Source organism: Sphingobacterium sp. B16(2022) (assembly GCF_012030425.1).
Taxonomy (GTDB): Bacteria; Bacteroidota; Bacteroidia; order Sphingobacteriales; family Sphingobacteriaceae; genus Sphingobacterium; species Sphingobacterium anhuiense.
In genome coordinates this window covers 286,043-302,296 of record NZ_JAAUVN010000003.1, presented here as the reverse complement: position 1 = coordinate 302,296, position 16,254 = coordinate 286,043, and the positions used below count along the sequence as shown (strand labels likewise).

Annotated in this window: 15 protein-coding genes; 5 read left to right on the top strand and 10 right to left on the bottom strand. The window is 35.2% G+C overall.

Going from position 1 to position 16,254, the window contains the following annotated elements; translation table 11 throughout:
• Positions 1 to 12: 12 nt before the first annotated feature.
• The gene (locus tag HCX49_RS15885; protein WP_168127618.1) at positions 13 to 1,791 is read left to right on the top strand and encodes an acyl-CoA dehydrogenase family protein; all 1,779 of its coding nucleotides are present in this window, start codon (positions 13 to 15) and stop codon (positions 1,789 to 1,791) included.
• Positions 1,792 to 1,928: 137 nt separating this feature from the next.
• On the top strand, positions 1,929 to 3,185 hold the full coding sequence (locus HCX49_RS15880) for a YeiH family protein (protein ID WP_031286926.1): 1,257 nt from the start codon (positions 1,929 to 1,931) through the stop codon (positions 3,183 to 3,185).
• 102 nt (positions 3,186 to 3,287) lie between these two features.
• Here the strand turns inward: HCX49_RS15880 and putP are convergent, their stop codons facing one another.
• Positions 3,288 to 4,781: a sodium/proline symporter PutP gene (gene putP, locus HCX49_RS15875; protein ID WP_168127617.1), complete on the bottom strand. Its 1,494-nt coding sequence runs from the start codon at positions 4,779 to 4,781 to the stop codon at positions 3,288 to 3,290.
• Between the two features lie 203 nt (positions 4,782 to 4,984).
• Between putP and HCX49_RS15870 the strand changes: the two genes are divergently transcribed.
• Both HCX49_RS15870 and HCX49_RS15865 read left to right on the top strand, forming a co-directional pair.
• Positions 4,985 to 5,521, top strand: a complete 537-nt coding sequence (locus HCX49_RS15870) for an RNA polymerase sigma factor (protein WP_031286924.1) — start codon at positions 4,985 to 4,987, stop codon at positions 5,519 to 5,521.
• A complete protein-coding gene (locus tag HCX49_RS15865; protein ID WP_206368539.1) occupies positions 5,481 to 6,221 on the top strand; it encodes a hypothetical protein in 741 nt (246 codons plus the stop codon). Before HCX49_RS15870 ends, HCX49_RS15865 begins: the two co-directional genes overlap by 41 nt.
• A 6-nt stretch (positions 6,222 to 6,227) precedes the next feature.
• On the opposite strand, the gene HCX49_RS15860 is transcribed toward HCX49_RS15865, so the two are convergent.
• The 8 genes from HCX49_RS15860 to HCX49_RS15825 all read right to left on the bottom strand — a co-directional run bounded on the left by HCX49_RS15860 (position 6,228) and on the right by HCX49_RS15825 (position 14,747).
• Complete coding sequence (locus tag HCX49_RS15860; protein WP_168127616.1) at positions 6,228 to 7,451, bottom strand: carboxypeptidase-like regulatory domain-containing protein; 1,224 nt, start codon at positions 7,449 to 7,451, stop codon at positions 6,228 to 6,230.
• A gap of 143 nt (positions 7,452 to 7,594) precedes the next feature.
• Positions 7,595 to 8,161 (bottom strand): nitroreductase, encoded by a 567-nt coding sequence (locus tag HCX49_RS15855; protein WP_132769287.1) that lies wholly within the window; start codon positions 8,159 to 8,161, stop codon positions 7,595 to 7,597.
• Between the two features lie 45 nt (positions 8,162 to 8,206).
• Entirely contained in the window at positions 8,207 to 9,466 is a 1,260-nt protein-coding gene (gene pepT / locus HCX49_RS15850) for a peptidase T (RefSeq protein WP_168127615.1), read from the bottom strand.
• A 552-nt stretch (positions 9,467 to 10,018) separates the two neighbouring features.
• A complete protein-coding gene (locus tag HCX49_RS15845) occupies positions 10,019 to 10,828 on the bottom strand; it encodes a DUF4197 domain-containing protein (protein WP_168127614.1) in 810 nt (269 codons plus the stop codon).
• A gap of 183 nt (positions 10,829 to 11,011) precedes the next feature.
• A complete protein-coding gene (locus HCX49_RS15840; RefSeq protein WP_168127613.1) occupies positions 11,012 to 11,848 on the bottom strand; it encodes an endonuclease/exonuclease/phosphatase family protein in 837 nt (278 codons plus the stop codon).
• A gap of 57 nt (positions 11,849 to 11,905) precedes the next feature.
• The gene (locus HCX49_RS15835) at positions 11,906 to 12,700 is read right to left on the bottom strand and encodes a glycerophosphodiester phosphodiesterase (protein ID WP_237682823.1); all 795 of its coding nucleotides are present in this window, start codon (positions 12,698 to 12,700) and stop codon (positions 11,906 to 11,908) included.
• 225 nt (positions 12,701 to 12,925) lie between these two features.
• On the bottom strand, positions 12,926 to 13,573 hold the full coding sequence (locus HCX49_RS15830; RefSeq protein WP_132841010.1) for an HD domain-containing protein: 648 nt from the start codon (positions 13,571 to 13,573) through the stop codon (positions 12,926 to 12,928).
• Positions 13,566 to 14,747, bottom strand: a complete 1,182-nt coding sequence (locus HCX49_RS15825) for a class I SAM-dependent RNA methyltransferase (protein ID WP_168127611.1) — start codon at positions 14,745 to 14,747, stop codon at positions 13,566 to 13,568. The genes HCX49_RS15830 and HCX49_RS15825 overlap by 8 nt, the downstream gene beginning before the upstream one ends.
• Positions 14,748 to 14,817: 70 nt before the next feature.
• Between HCX49_RS15825 and HCX49_RS15820 the strand changes: the two genes are divergently transcribed.
• Positions 14,818 to 15,192 (top strand): DUF3127 domain-containing protein, encoded by a 375-nt coding sequence (locus tag HCX49_RS15820; RefSeq protein ID WP_021187916.1) that lies wholly within the window; start codon positions 14,818 to 14,820, stop codon positions 15,190 to 15,192.
• A 63-nt stretch (positions 15,193 to 15,255) separates the two neighbouring features.
• On the opposite strand, the gene HCX49_RS15815 is transcribed toward HCX49_RS15820, so the two are convergent.
• Entirely contained in the window at positions 15,256 to 16,248 is a 993-nt protein-coding gene (locus HCX49_RS15815) for an acyltransferase (RefSeq protein ID WP_168127610.1), read from the bottom strand.
• Positions 16,249 to 16,254: the final 6 nt, after the last annotated feature.

The window sequence follows — 16,254 nt, the reverse complement described above, 5'->3', positions numbered from 1 at the left end:
ATCAGAAAAATTATGAGCAACACAATTAAAGGCGGAGAATTTGTAATTAAAGAGACATCTTATACAGATATTTTTATTCCTGAAGAATTTGATGAAGAAGCAAAGATGATTCGTCAGACCTGTATTGACTTTCTAGATACGGAAGTTCTAAACAAATTGGATCGTATTGACTCCCAGGAAGAAGGTTTGATGCCAAGTCTTATGGATAAAGCTGGAGAACTAGGAATGTTGAGTGTGTCCATACCAGAAGAATACGGGGGATTTGGTAAAAACTTCAATACATCCATGTTAGTTGCAGATGCGGTTGGGGGAGGATTCTCCTTTGCTGTGGCATTATCGGCACATACAGGCATAGGTACTTTGCCTATTTTATACTATGGAAATGCAGCTCAAAAAACAAAATATATTCCAAAATTAGCTACTGGGGAATGGAAAGCTTCTTATTGTTTAACAGAACCTAATTCAGGATCAGATGCCAATTCTGGTCGTACTGCAGCAAAATTAAATGCCGCAGGTACACACTATGTCATTAATGGACAGAAGATGTGGATTACAAATGGTGGTTTTGCTGATATCTTTATTGTTTTTGCAAAAATTGATGATGATAAGAATCTTACCGCTTTTATTGTTGAGAAAGATTTTGGAGGAATCAGCATGAACCCGGAAGAGCATAAACTGGGAATCAAAGGATCTTCAACCCGTCAGGTATTTTTCAACGATTGTGAAGTTCCTGTTGAAAATATGCTTTCTGAACGTGAAAATGGATTTAAAATAGCGGTTAATATCCTAAACATTGGTCGTATAAAATTAGGTGCCGCTACTATCGGTTCATCACGCATGGTGATTACACAAGCTATTAAATATGCGAATGAGCGAGTGCAGTTCAATTTACCTATTTCCAAATTTGGAGCCATCCGTTACAAATTAGCTGAAATGGCAACACGATTATTTGCAACCGAATCAGCAGCATATCGTGCCGGTCAGAATATTGATGACACCTACGAATCATTAGTTGCAGGGGGAATGGATGAAGCCAAAGCAAAACTGAAATCTGTAGAACAATATGCTATCGAGTGTGCGATCATTAAAGTGTGGTGCTCGGAAATGTTAGATTATGTTGTGGATGAAGGCGTACAGATTTATGGAGGCATGGGATATTCAGCAGAAGCACCAATGGAACGCGCTTATCGAGATTCACGTATCAATCGTATTTTTGAAGGTACCAATGAAGTTAACAGACTGTTGGTGGTAGATATGCTTTTAAAACGTGCCATGAAGGGTGAGATTGATTTGATGGGACCTGCTACTGCAGTTGCATCAGAACTATTAGCTATTCCTGATTTTGGAGAAGAAGATGAAACACCATTTGCAGCAGAAAAGAAAATTATCGCTAATTTGAAAAAGGCAGGCTTATTAATTGCTGGCGCCGCAGTTCAAAAATTGATGATGTCTTTATCTAAGGAGCAGGAGATTTTGATGAATATTGCCGATATCATTGGTTATGTATACATCGCTGAGTCAGCGTTACTTCGTGCGGAGAAATTATATCATACAAAAGGAGTAGAAGCAAGTGCTGATGCAACAGATATGGCTAAAATTTATCTATATTCAACCATTGATAAAGTAAATGTTGCAGGAAAAGAAGCCCTAAATTCTTTTGCTGAAGGTGATGAGTTGAAAATGATGTTAGTGGGTTTACGTCGCTTTACAAAATCAGAACCATATAATGTGAAAGATGCGCGTCAACGAATTGCTAAGAAGTTGATTGATGCCAATAAATATTGTTTTTAGGTTTTAAAAAGTGATTATAGGTTTAGAAGCCGAGATGAAAACATCTCGGCTTTATTATTTGGTAACTTTTTCGTTTACTAGTTGCCGGCATGGATAATATTTCTAAATTTGGGGTTTCTAAATTAAAACCTGTTTACATGTCATCTTCGAAATCATTCTCCTTAGCTGAGGATTGGGTAGTTGTTATCTTAGGATTAGGAATTGTCTTTTTAGCAATTTTTGGGGTCATTGTTCCTCAACCAAGTTTCAGCTGGAGCAATTTTTCAGAATTAGGAAACCAAGTATTTTCCATTCATAACCTGCAGGCAATAGCGACCCAATTTGGTCTAGTCTTTATTGTCGCCATTATCGGAGCCTCCTTATTAGGTAAGTCGGTTAAAAGCTTATTAATAGTTTTTCCGTCTGTCTATGTGTTAACCATGCTCGCACTCATCTTTGCTGGAAATTCACTCGTAAAAGACTATAATCTAGAAGCTGTTATTTTCAGTTTGGCGATCGGCTTGGTCATCAGTAATTTTTTCAATCTTCCTGATTGGTTTAAAAGTGCATTAAGTACAGAGTTGTATGTCAAAATTGGATTGATTCTTTTAGGAACAACAGTTATTTTTGGAGATATACTCAAAGCTGGTTCACTGGGACTTATCCAAGCATTAGTAGTGGTCATTTCAGTATGGTATTTTGCTTTTTGGGTTTGTAAAAAATTAAAGATTGATAAAGAAATGGCTTTAATGCTATCAAGCGCAGTATCTATCTGTGGGGTATCAGCAGCAATTGCAACATCTGGAGCAATTAAAGGAGATAGTAAAAAGCTATCTTATATTATTTCACTTGTCTTGATCACGGCAATTCCGATGATGATTTTTATGCCTTATTTGGCAGATAAAATGGGATTGTCTCAAGAAGTAACAGGAGCATGGTTAGGAGGTTCAATAGATACATCGGGAGCTGTAGCCGCTTCAGGTAGTTTAGTTGGAGAGGAAGCCTTAAAGATCAGTACAATTGTTAAATTTTCACAAAATGTATTATTAGGAATTGCAGCGTTTGCAATTAGTATTTATTGGAGCTATTCAAAGTCAGTAGATGATGAAACAAAGAAAGAGAAACCAACTTTGAAAATTATTTGGGAGAGATTTCCAAAGTTTGTCCTAGGTTTTATATTTGCATCTTTACTTTTCTCATTTTTTATTTCACCAGAAACAAATGTTGCGGTTAAAGGAAGTTTGAAATTTATTCAGGGACTTTGGTTTACCCTGGCCTTTACCTCAATAGGACTGGAAACTAATTTTAAAGACCTGTTTCAACAGGATAATAAAAAGCCACTGTATGCCTTTTTAATTGCACAAACATTTAATATTATTGTGACCTTAATTATTGCACTCTTGTTATTTCAGTAGACTTAGAAATACAATGATGGATGAAAAAGGCCACTAATATCTCGTCAATATCAACATTTCAAATAGTAAAAAGGATAACCAGATTTAGGTTATCCTTTTTTATTATTTCAGAATTTTCGTAACCTGATCAAATTCCTCCACAATGGAAGCGTCAACAGGTTTACTGAAAAACGAAACAATAACAATCGTTAAGAAACTCAAAATGAAACCAGGTATGATTTCATAAACAGATTTGTAATCGTGAGGGATATACACCCATAAAAGTACAGCAGCACCACCCACCAACATTCCTAATAATCCTGCAGTGGCGGTTGTTTTTTTCCAAAGCAGCGACAAGATGATAAGGGGACCAAAGGCTGCGCCAAAACCGGCCCAGGCATTTCCCACAAGATTTAATATGCTGTCTTTAGGGTTTAGGGAGAGTAGTAAGGCAATTATCGCTACAATAAGCACAGATAGTCTACTTACGAGTAACATACGTTTAGGAGAGGCTGTTTTATTAAAAAAAGCTTTATAAATATCTTCTGTCATTGAGCTAGAGGTCACTAATAATTGAGAAGATATGGTACTCATGACAGCTGCTAAAATTGCGGATAAGAGAAAACCGCCAATTAAGGGATGAAATAAAGTTCTCGAAAGATGGATAAAAATAGTTTCTGACAATTCCTTTGATTGATCAAATTGCAACATAGTAGTTTGATCAAACTTATATAAATAAGCTATTCCAAATAATCCCAAAAGTAATGCTCCCCCAACAGTTAGAATCATCCAGCTAATTCCGATTCTTTTAGCTTTAGGGATATCTTTAACATCTCCAATAGCCATAAATCGCACTAAAATATGAGGTTGCCCAAAGTAACCCAATCCCCAAGCGAGTAAAGATACGATCGATACAGTGGTGGTACCCTTTAGTAAATCTAAATAATTAGCACCTTTATTATGTATAATATCCAATGTATTACCCAGTCCATCAAGTTGGATAATCAGTACAATTGGAATAATAACAAGCGCAGTAACCATAATTGTTCCCTGCACAAAATCTGTTAAGCTAACAGCTAAAAATCCACCTAAGAAAGTATACAGTACAACAACAAAAGTTGTAGCATACAATCCAGTATAGTAATCAATACCAAAAGCAGATTCAAACAATCGACCTCCCGAAACCATACCAGCTGAAGTATATAAAGTGAAAAATACTAAAATGAAAATTGAAGAAACAATTTTTAAGAGCTGGGTCTTATCTTTAAAACGATTCTCAAAAAATACAGGGAGTGTAATTGCATTTTGGGCAACTTCTGTATATACCCGAAGTCGAGGGGCTACAATAACATAATTGAAGTATGCGCCAATAGTCAGACCAATTGCAATCCATGCACTGGATAATCCTGAAAGATACATCGCACCGGGAAGTCCCATGAGTAACCAGCCGCTCATGTCTGCTGCACCTGCCGATAAAGCAGTCACAGCCGCGCCCATCTTGCGCCCACCGATCAAAAAATCATCGGAATTACTGTTTGACTTCCTCCAAGAGTAAATTCCAATTCCAATCATTAAGGCCATATATAAGCCAATAGCTATTAATTCATATTCATTCATAAGCATCTATTATTCTTTAAAATGTCATCAAATAATTGATAAAGACTATCAAGTTTTGATTGTACGAAGATACTACAATCAATTTGAAGCGATAGAATTTCAATAACTCGATATAAAAGTGAAACATAATATTAATCTTTGCTTGATTGTTTTATGGAATTATGTATCTTAAAGCATCAATTAAGCAAAGTAATATCCCGAGCATGACAGAAAAGGAATTATTAATACAATATCGAAGTACAGGAGATCTGGATCTTTTGGGTAAATTGTATGCTCCCTATATGTCATTGCTTTATGGTGTATGTTTTAAATATTTGCACGATGCCGAAAAGAGTCAGGATGCCGTCATGCAAATTTTTGAAGAATTGATTCGGAAATTGCGCATCCACGAGGTCGATAATTTTAAAAGCTGGCTTTACACATTTTCTAAAAATTTTTGCCTCATGCAGCTGAGGAAAGAAAAGGGAACGCAGTATGTTGATATTGATGAACAAGTTGCGGTTGGTCATGATTATTTAGATGAATCTGATCCCAAAGAATGGAGCGAAAGTCAATTTGAAAAATTAGAAATGTGCATGTTGACGCTAAAACCTGAGCAGGAGCGTTGTATCAGGTTATTTTATTTAGAGCAAAAGTGTTATAAAGATATCGTAGTCCTTACCGGAATAGAAATGAATAAAGTGAAAAGCTATATTCAAAATGGCAAGCGAAATCTTAAAATTTGTATGGAGAGTAAGTAAAATGGAAAATAATTATCAATTATCCAGAATTCATAACTACATCAGTGGTCTGATGAATAAAGAGGAAATGTTTCAACTAGAGAAAGAAGCATTGGAAGATCCTTTTTTGCAGGATGCAATTGAAGGTTATCGTTTGCAAAAAGGAGTGGATGTACGACAATTGAGTTTGTTGCAACAGCGTTTAAACCGCCGCGTGGAGCAAACGATATCTACCCGTAATGCCCAGTTTTATACTTGGCAACGATTGGCAGTTGGATCAGCAGCAGCAGTCATTTTTGTCGTGCTTATCGCCTTTATTTATTTTAAGAATTTTAATACAAATAAAAGTAGAACGACAGAAGTCGAGCTGAGTTCCCCTGAAAATAAGATTGGGATTGAACCCATCTTAACTGGTGGAGATGCCTCACCGATAGAAGGATGGAATGCATTCGAGCAATATCTGCAAAGAAATGTACAGGTGCGGGATGTAGGAGGTAAAATTATCCTGAATTTTGAAGTTGATAAAAATGGAAAATTAAAAAATGTTAATTTTGAAGACGCACCCAATGAAGTTCTAAAAAAGGAGATATTAAGATTAATAGACAAGGGACCCAAGTGGCATGGAAAAAAAGGTAAATTAATTATTAGCTTTCCTATAGAAAATCCTACCCAAGCTTTCAAGCCGACACATTGTTTTGGAATTGTAGAAAAAAGTAATTAAGAAAGACTATTTATTATTTTCCTGTACAGTATAATCCAAGGGGAGCATATTGCCAACTTTAGAATACCAGGCAAAAAAACCTTCCATTGACCATTGTATAGCAGGCGTATAGTTTCCTTGATAATTTATGACAATGGATGAATCGTCATCTATTTTTAAACGAGATGATTCATCATAAGCATTGTTAGAATTGAAATAATCGAGGTCTATTTTTTGGGTCCTATTTAAGATATGAATGTAATTTTGATGGTGAATTTCCTTTAATTGATTTCCCAAGCTTCCTTTTTCAAGATCAGATTCAGTTAACTGTTTTCCTAAGACGTCATAGAACGCAGGTTGCCGCATGATATTTTGATATTTAGTCACACTATCTTTGATGATTTCTGATTGCAGTATATAAAATGAGTTCCATTTACCTTCATATTTCGTATTGACCAGTGACGTTATTGTTTTCAGTTTTTCCTGGGCATCTTTTCTTTCTAGATTTTCTTTTTTAGTAAGCTCGCGGACTACATAACCATCCTCCTGCCATTTATGTTCATATAAACTTCGTATAAAGCGCATCATGGAAAGCTGGTAGGCCACTCTTCTTTGCGTCAATATACTCTTTGTAATCCGCTTATAATCTTTAAAATAGCTAAAACCTTCAAATTGAATTGTATTTTCAGGAAAGTTTGATCGAAAACTAATGAGATCGTATGAGATCATATAACCCAGTTCTTTATTGTCTATTTGTATTGGTTCGTTCGCTATTACAGTTAATATTTTTGATGATTTATTATATCGGAATCGCAGTATATCTGGATTTAATATTTTCGTTTTTTGGGCAAATTTACTTGTTCCGATAAAGCTTTCCGTAAAATATTTACCCCACTTTGCCCAACCATCTTTTTCAAACGGGATAACACTAACTTCTTCTAAAGTAGTAATCTTACGTGTTAAATAAATCTTTACCTTTTCATAATTATTAGTAGTAATTGTTTCAAATGCGGCCTCATATCCAATATTTGAAATGACCAGTTCTTGATTCTGGATAATTTTTTGGTGCAGTTGGAAACTACCATCCTTTGCAGTACTGGTTGCAGAAGATGAATTATTGATATAAACAGTAGCTCCGTGAATAGGTTGCTTAGTCTCCCTATCCAATACAACACCTTTAATCACGCTTTGGGCGAAACTTGGAGAGAATGTAAAGATTATGTATAATAAGAAGGATATGATTATTTTCATAGGCCAATTTTGGTTTAATTTACGAATATATCGTAGACTGTGAAAATAAATTTTTAAAAATTTGAGATTAAGAAGTTTAATAATAAACTGCAATAAAAAAGGTCGACTATTGGGTCGACCTTTTTTATAATTAAAGAATATTTTTATTCCTCCCAACGGATTTTGTCCGCAATAGGAGATCGAACAGGTTCTCTAGCTTCTGTTTCATGGTGTCCTAAATAGAACAACCCAATGCACTTTTGATTCTCTTCTAAATTTAAGAAATTGCTTAAGTGATTGATTAATCCTGGAGTAGCCCAATAACCTCCCAATCCTAAAGAATGTGCCGCTAACCACATATTTTCAATCGCACAAGATGTTGCCGCCAGTTCTTCCCACTCAGGAACGTCACCAGTATAATTGACAATTAAAGCTATTGCAACTTTGGATTGCGTAGCCTTTTCACCCATAGTGATTTCTGTTTTTTCAAAGTATTTTTCTGGAGGAGTGACCGCTTTATAAATACGCGAAAGTTCAGTGCCTAGACGTAAAAGACCTTCGCCTTTGAAAATAGTAAAACGCCAAGGTTGCGTTCTTTTATGAGTAGGAGCAGCATTCGCCGCTTCTAAAATCGTTAAGATATCTTCTTTATTAACATCTTGATCCGTAAAATTAGCTTGAAAAACTGATCTTCGGCTCTGTATTGCTTTTAAAACTTCGTTAGATTGCATATATGTTATTTCCTTAAACGCGTTGAATATGTATGAAGTTAATGATTATTTTTCTTCCCAAAGAGAGGCTACATGCAAAATTGTTAAAACAGCTTTTTGCATATCTTGTTCAGATACCCATTCCTGTTTTCCATGGAAGGCGTGTCCACCAGCAAAAATATTAGGACAAGGTAATCCCATAAAAGATAAACGCGAACCATCAGTACCACCGCGAATACTTCTGCGTGCAGCCTTCATGCCAGCCCGTGTAATTGCTTCAATTCCAATTTCCATGATTTGAGGATATTGATCTAGAATTTCCTTCATGTTGCGGTACTGTTCCTTTACTTCGAACGTATAACTGCAGTTAGGGTATTGAGCGACTATAGATTTTGCAATAGCTTCCAGCTCAGATTCATGCTTTACTAAATTAGCTGTAAGGTGATCACGGATAATAAAATGGATTTCTGCTTTTTCCACTGTGCCCGAGATATTTGTCGGATGAACAAAACCATCTTTTTTATTTGTACTTTCTGGCGACAGGCGGTCCTGGGGTAAAGCCTCTATGATTGCACTAGCAATTTTGATAGCACTTTGCATTTTTCCTTTAGCAAATCCAGGATGAACGGAAACACCATGTATGGTTAATGTTGCACCATCTGCAGAAAAAGTTTCATCTTCTATCGTGCCCGCTTTTTCACCATCCATCGTGTATGCATAATCAGCAGCTAGGCGTTTAAGATCAGCTTTGTCAACCCCTCTTCCAATTTCTTCATCTGGCGTAAATAAGATTTTTATATCCCCATGCTTGATCTCAGGATGTTTCATTAATAAACGAGCTGCATCCATTATTTCTGCAATTCCCGCCTTATCATCGGCGCCCAATAGTGTTGTACCGCTCGCTGTAATAATATTATGACCGATTTGATTTGCCAGATCAGGATGTTCCGAATATTTGATGATAATACTGTTATCATCCGGTAATACCAGATCCTGACCTTGATAATCATGATGAACCAAAGGTTTAACATCTTTACCTGAGGAGTCAGGTGACGTGTCCATATGTGAACAGAAACAAATAGTAGGTACTTTTTTAGTACTATTGGAAGGGATAGTTGCATATACATAGCCATTTTCATCCATGGCTGCATCAGAAATTCCCAATGCCAGTAATTCCTCCACAAGAAGATTGCCTAAATTTTTTTGCTTTTCTGTCGAAGGACAAGTAGGCGAACTTGCATCCGACTGTGTATCTATCTGTACATAACGTTGGAATCTTTCAAAAACTGAAAAATCACTGATGTTATTGATCTCGAACTTACTCATACTTTTTATATCATTAATGTGATTATGCCCTGCAAAATTACAAAAAATGTGAGCATTAGCGAATTTTGACTTTTATAGTTTATTATTTGTAAAACAATATTTTTTTTGTAAATTTAAAAAACTTAAAATTTGATTTCCAGTATGTTGCGTTTATTAAAAGCAATGTTTCTCCTTCTTTTTATCGCTCAGTTATTTTTACTTTTTAGTATGGATAATTCTATTAGACAATTGATCTATATTAGTCAATTTATATACCTTCTAATTCCGTTTTGGATTTTAATCAAGACAAAGAATCAACGAATCTTAAGAAAAGCATTTCAAATTTATCTGATTATTTGTGGATTATATTATATGTTTTTCGCTTTAATACTAATGGCGAAACATGTGCAGATCACACCTTATTTTGGAGTAAATTTATTTGTGAAGTCTATCTTATTATTGATCGGACTTGCTACTATATACCAGTATAAAAATTGGTCCAGGCTATATTTTAGCCATATTAACAAAAGAAACGTAAAGGTGTAGACAGAATTAAAAATTCTGTCCAATACCTTATTTTTGATTATCAGCCCAGCCGAATACTTTTGATAGTAAATCCGTGTTTCGCGATCCACCAATATTTTCTCTGATCTTTAACTCTTGATCTGCTACTTTTACAAATAATCCATCGATAGCTTTTTGCGTAACGTAACCTGTTAAATTGGTTTCTACCTTTTTTGAAAATGGTAAATTGTTATAAGCAGTCGTTAATTGATTCCAGTAACCCGATACATTATTAGCCCCCATTGCCTTGTCTATAACAGGAGAGAATTTTGAAGTCAGTTCGGTCGAAGTATTTGTTTTAAAGAAAGTCGTTGCGGCAATTTGATTACCACTTAATAAAATATTGTAAGCATCTGTAATCGTCATTTTCGATAAAGAGTTGACAAAAACAGTCCCTGCTTCACTAACAGCTGTTTCCGCAGCTCTATTCATACTGCTGATAAACTGATCACACAAAGAACCCATACCTACTGCGCGAAGTGCTTTTTCTACTTTTTGAGCTTCAGCAGGCATTAAAATTTTGACTGCGGCATCTCCTAAAAAACCATCTTTTACAGAAAGAATATTAACACTGTTAGTCAATCCTTTAGCTAAAGCTTCTTTTATACCTGAAGTAGCTTCTTTCTTTGTAATATTTTTTACGACAGCCTGATTAGAGGGAACAACTTTACTCGTAGTAGTATCGCTATTTGTTTTATTTTGAGCAGATGTAGAATTTAAGATATCCTTTAACTTAGAAAGCCCTTTGGACTGAGCTTGAGATTGAGTTGCAAAGAATAATCCTGATGCAATAAGAGCGTATGATAAGATACTTTTCATGTCTTTTTTTTGTAAAACTACAAATTAGAACGCAAAAGGAATCTAAAGTTTAACGAAGAGTACGAATATTTACCGTATTTAGAAGGGTGAGTGGATACCCAAATGATCGTCTAACTCTTGATAAATCAAGGGAAAAGGTAGTTTAATTGCGCCGGTTTTAGACCGGCACAATATAATTCTGTTTTATAGCGATAAATCTACAATAACAGGAAAATGATCTGACGGAAATTTTCCCTGATACGTATCAGTCAATATTGCATAGTTACTTACTTTTGTTTTAGGAACAACAAAAATATGATCTATCCTTTCTTTCTGTTTAATACTTTTACCCCAGCCATTAAAAGAAGAGCTTGGTTCATAGATTCGAGGACTAACGGTATAACTATCGACCACAGTTTTGCTATTTGCTAAAGTAAAATATGCTTCATTATGTTCATCAACATTGAAATCACCTGTTAAGATTAAAGGAAGATTATCGGCTAATTCCTTTGCCTTAGTTAAGATTAATTTAGCACTTTCTTTTCTCGCTTCAACACCAACATGGTCAAAGTGCGTATTCATAAAAATAAATGATTTTCCACTTTTTTTATCCTTTAAAACTGCCCATGTGCAGATTCGTGGCAGTGCAGCATCCCAGCCTTTATTGGGTTGTTTTGTATCTGTCGCAGACAACCAGAAAGTTCCGCTTTTAATAGCATCAAAACGGTTCTTGTTATAAAAAATTGAAGAATGTTCTCCTTTTTCTGCACCATCATCTCTACCAACACCTATCGATTTAAAATCAGGAAGACGGTCTTGAAGATCTTTCACTTGGTCAATAAATGCTTCCTGTATACCGAAAATTTCGAAATTATGGAATTTAATCAAATTGGCTACAGCATCTCTGCGTTCATTCCACATATTACCAATATCATGATCATTTTTCTGTCTTATATTGTAGGTGGCCACTCGCATTTGCTGTGCAAGAGCACTTCCTAAACCCACAAGTAAAATAGAGAAAGCAAGAATAATTTTTTTCATTAACTTATTTTTTTATAAATGTGTTGTTCATATATATGAACTGCTATACAAGGTTAATTATTTTTTGAGTAAAGTCTTTAAAAGCTCAGGTTCATTCGTTGTAATGTAATCAATCTTTTGACTGATCAGAGATTTCATATCATCTTCTTTATTAACTGTCCAAGCATTTGTCGTCAGCTTTAATGCTTTTGATTCTTGTAACCAGGTTGGGTTTTTCGTGAAAACACTAAGATGATAATCAATACCCGTTAAACCATCCTTTTTAATTTGATCAGGAGCAATATCGCCATTTAAATAGGCTACCTTAGCTTTAGGATCAAGTTCATGGATCTTTTTACAAGCATCATAACTGAAAGCAATATATTCAGTTACTTTTTCAGCTTTTAATTCTTTTACTAAAGCGACAGCTTTTTCAGTAGCCTCCAAAGTACGTTCCAGTCCTAGTTTATTAGTCTTCAATTCAAGAATTAATTTTAAACCTTTAAGCTTTAACCCTGCTTTGATATATTCCTCCAAAGTAGGAATTTTCTCTCCATTTGGATGGCTTTTGGCCAATAACTCCTGGTAAGTAGCGGTCGCAATATCTATTCCGTAAAAATCATTATCATGATTGACAACAAGTACATTATCCTTTGTAAGATGTACATCATATTCCGAACCCCAGAGATTTAAATCCTTAGCGGCTTTTAACGAAGCAATTGAATTTTCCGGAACTTTCGTGTTTTTAAAAGCTCCACGGTGAGCAATGATTTTGGTTTGAGCATTTACTTCAGTGATTCCCATAACGGCCATAGTGGCAAGGATTACAAAAACTGTTTTTTTCATCGGATATAAATATAAAGTAGTATTCATGTTTTCTGGTATAGACGAATACTTTGTTTTACTTAGGAGCCTACGAGCTCTTTTTGTTTTAAATATAAAAAATAAGCGATCATAACCTGTTCGCATAGATTGCAATTTATTACGGGCTTAGTTTTACAGACTAAATTTAAACAAAAAAAATGGTACCTCGATAATTATCGAAAGTACCATTTTTGTGTAATTTCCGAGTTAAGGAAATATTAAGTTTTATTATAATTATCGTTTACCTTCCCACTCAGCATAAAATTCATCTAAAAAAGAAAGCATAAATTCATGTCTTTTTTCAGCGATAGCTTGAGCGGCTTTGGTATTCATTTTATCTTTAAGCAATAAAAGCTTTTCGTGAAAATGATTAATTGTCGGTGCTTCAGAATGTTTGTAGCTTTCCTTGTCCTGATATTCTTGAACAGGGACATTCGGATTATACATTTCTCTGTTTTTATGACCACCATAGTTGAATGCTCGAGCAACACCAATTGCACCTATTGCATCCAAACGATCAGCATCCTGAACAATCTCAAGTTCCTTAGAATGAAAAACGATTTCGCCAAGACTTGCCTTAAAAGACATGTTTAAAATAATTTTTTCAACATGTTCAATTACGTCTTTATCAACGCCTATAGAGGTTAAAAATTCACCAGCAACACGAGGGCCTATCGTTTCATCTCCATCGTGAAATTTGCTATCAGCAATATCATGTAATAAAGCGGCTAGTTCGCAAGTTTGGTAATCCGCCTCTTCAGTTTGAAGAATTAATTTTGTGTTGTTCCATACACGTTGGATATGAGACCAATCATGACCAGATTCAGCAAATTTTAATCTGTCCTGTACAAATGCAACCGTACTTTCAATAATCTTATTCATAAATTACTTTTGGTTTTTCGCGAGTTCCCTCGTATAATTCGTATTCTAATAAACGACAATCTAATTTACCGTTATAAAATTCAACTTTTCTAGAAGCCCGTAAGCCTATCTTTTTGGCAAGATCCGGATTTCCAGTAAAAATGTAACCTTTATAACCCTTGCAGTTTTGTTTTAGAAAGTCACCTACACGTTTATATGTTAATTCCAATTGACTATGATTACCAAGGCGTTCACCATATTCCGGGTTAAATATAGCAATTCCTTTTTCTTCTTGTGGTACAGTTGTGTCAGCAAAATCACAAACTTGAAAATCAATAAGCTGATCTACACCAGCAGTCTTGGCATTCATGATCGCAATATCTACCGCCTGTTGCGAAAGATCTGAAGCAATTATCTTCGGATTTGCTTTCTTATTGACCTGTTCTTTAAGATTTCTTCTTTCTTGAAAAAAGACTTCTTCATCGTAACCAATGAAATGCATAAACGAATAGTTCATGCGGTAAAGACCAGGACGACGGTTGGTCGCGATCAATGCTGCTTCAATAGCTAAAGTACCAGAACCACACATTGGGTTGACAAAAGATGATAGACCATCCCATTTCGTTGCAAGAATAGTACCAGCAGCAAGTGCTTCTAACATTGGTGCCTTTCCAGGGTGTTTACGATAACCATGTTTCGCTAGTGTTTCACCGGAAGAATCGATAAAAACTTCTGCGCGATCATCTTTCCAATACAGATGTATAACAGCTTTGTTTGAATCAGAACCCGAATTTGGGCGAATGTCCTTTTTTTCTTTGATACGATCAACTATGGCATCCTTAACTTTCAAATTCGCAAATAAAGGTGTCGTGATTGTTTCGTTATCGACATTTGAAGTCACAGAAAAATAGCCGTCAAAAGCAATAAGCTCTTCCCATGCGATGTCTTTCAGTTCATCGTATAGTTCCTGAGGGTTGGACGCTTTAAATTCTTTTATCGAATAAAGAATCTGAGAAGCAGTGCGCAAATTCAAATTTAACTTAATCGTTTCATTCAAGGTGTTAAATAATTCTACACCAGTAGAGAAAGAACGTTTGATCTCGAAGCCAAGTTCTTCGACTTCTTGTTGCAAATAAGGAGAAAGTCGCTTATTGCAAGTGATGATGATTTTATTGGGGGTGTTGAAAACTTCCATAATATTTGTACAAAGTTAGTTAATCTCTTACTCAAAAAATGCTTATTTTTACGGTTTAATATTTTTGATTATGGAAATTAGAGGAAAAGTACACGAAATAGGTGCTACGCAACAAGTAACAGAGTCATTTAAGAAGCGTGATATAATCGTGGCTTACGCTGAAAATCCGCAGTTTGTTGAATATATTCGCTTTGAAGCTACTCAAGACAGAACATCAATTTTTGATGGTTTGACTGTAGGTGAAGAAATTGAAGTTTCTTTCAATTTACGTGGTCGTCCTTGGACAAATAAAGAAGGTGTAACAACATACTTCAATTCATTAGTTGCTTGGAGAGTTACTAAATTAGCAAATACTGCTGCTTCAGCTCCTGCTCCAGGTTATGCTGAAATGCCAGCTCCAGTTGATTTATCAGGATCAAATGACGACGACGATTTACCTTTCTAGTCTTACGCGAATCTCAAATATAAAAAAGCTTCAATTCGCCCTGCGCTTATTGAAGCTTTTTTATTAACCAGAAATGTATTTGCCAAAAGGAATTTTGCGAATACCGTATATAACCATAATACTGATGGCAAGTGTAACAAAAGTTGCTAAAGGAATCTTTAAAAATGTGCCCACGGGTAATATCGGATGTACATAGTTTAAAATCAGGATATGGCAGAGATATATTCCAAAACTATATTGATCGATCCATACTGCCCACTGGGGAAGTTTTAGATCACTCGATATTGTTTTGATGAATATAAATATGCCGGTAGCAATAAGGACTGTATTCGGTGACAAATAACCGTATAAAAGTGGACGAAATTCATGTGCGCTTAAACTCATTTCATAAGTAAAATAAGCTGTTCCCAATGCAGCCATGATAAATAAAAACAAACACCACCATTTTATCCCACTAAAATCTTTTACCTTCAAATAATAACCTAAGATCAAGTACCCTGTATAACTCGAAAAAAATGTAAGATCGAATTTTGGTAGATAGGTTGAAAAGTTTTTGTTGAATATAAACAGCGTTATAAACCATAAAACTAAAAAAATCTCCAGTTCTCTCATAGATGAATGCTTTACGATCTTTTGAAGAAAAGGAATAGCAAGGTATAGACCCATGATCATATAGAGATACCAAAGATGTGCGTTCGCACCGTTTTTGAGTCTATAGACCAATGTAGAGATCAATTGGTCTATATTTAATTCCAGCACATTCGTGTTATAAAAAAAGTAAATAATAGTCCAAAAAAGAAAGGGATAAAAAATCTTAAGGAGTCTTTTTTTATAAAACTGTCCTGTATGTTCTTCTTTCGTCAGCAGGAGAGCCCCAGAAAGCATCACAAATATGGGAACAGAGAATCGAGTGAAACTATTTATCAGATTTGCATATTTCCAGTCAAACCCAGCTATATCAGTACTATTTAAGTAACCAGAAGATGCGTGTATCGCGATAACTGCAATGGTAGCAATAATTCGAAGGACACTGATATAGCTAAGTTTTTCAGTCATATTATC

What these genes read in the sequence shown, in the direction of transcription:
- HCX49_RS15840 (WP_168127613.1), bottom strand. Translation starts at nt 11,848, where the DNA reads ATGAAAAAAATTATTCTTGCTTTCTCTATTTTACTTGTGGGTTTAGGA.
- HCX49_RS15855 (WP_132769287.1), bottom strand. Translation starts at nt 8,161, where the DNA reads ATGCAATCTAACGAAGTTTTAAAAGCAATACAGAGCCGAAGATCAGTT.
- HCX49_RS15885 (WP_168127618.1), top strand. Translation starts at nt 13, where the DNA reads ATGAGCAACACAATTAAAGGCGGAGAATTTGTAATTAAAGAGACATCT.
- HCX49_RS15835 (WP_237682823.1), bottom strand. Translation starts at nt 12,700, where the DNA reads ATGAATACTACTTTATATTTATATCCGATGAAAAAAACAGTTTTTGTA.
- HCX49_RS15865 (WP_206368539.1), top strand. Translation starts at nt 5,481, where the DNA reads ATGGCAAGCGAAATCTTAAAATTTGTATGGAGAGTAAGTAAAATGGAA.
- HCX49_RS15830 (WP_132841010.1), bottom strand. Translation starts at nt 13,573, where the DNA reads ATGAATAAGATTATTGAAAGTACGGTTGCATTTGTACAGGACAGATTA.
- HCX49_RS15845 (WP_168127614.1), bottom strand. Translation starts at nt 10,828, where the DNA reads ATGAAAAGTATCTTATCATACGCTCTTATTGCATCAGGATTATTCTTT.
- putP (WP_168127617.1), bottom strand. Translation starts at nt 4,781, where the DNA reads ATGAATGAATATGAATTAATAGCTATTGGCTTATATATGGCCTTAATG.
- HCX49_RS15860 (WP_168127616.1), bottom strand. Translation starts at nt 7,451, where the DNA reads ATGAAAATAATCATATCCTTCTTATTATACATAATCTTTACATTCTCT.
- HCX49_RS15880 (WP_031286926.1), top strand. Translation starts at nt 1,929, where the DNA reads ATGTCATCTTCGAAATCATTCTCCTTAGCTGAGGATTGGGTAGTTGTT.
- HCX49_RS15825 (WP_168127611.1), bottom strand. Translation starts at nt 14,747, where the DNA reads ATGGAAGTTTTCAACACCCCCAATAAAATCATCATCACTTGCAATAAG.
- pepT (WP_168127615.1), bottom strand. Translation starts at nt 9,466, where the DNA reads ATGAGTAAGTTCGAGATCAATAACATCAGTGATTTTTCAGTTTTTGAA.
- HCX49_RS15815 (WP_168127610.1), bottom strand. Translation starts at nt 16,248, where the DNA reads ATGACTGAAAAACTTAGCTATATCAGTGTCCTTCGAATTATTGCTACC.
- HCX49_RS15820 (WP_021187916.1), top strand. Translation starts at nt 14,818, where the DNA reads ATGGAAATTAGAGGAAAAGTACACGAAATAGGTGCTACGCAACAAGTA.
- HCX49_RS15870 (WP_031286924.1), top strand. Translation starts at nt 4,985, where the DNA reads ATGACAGAAAAGGAATTATTAATACAATATCGAAGTACAGGAGATCTG.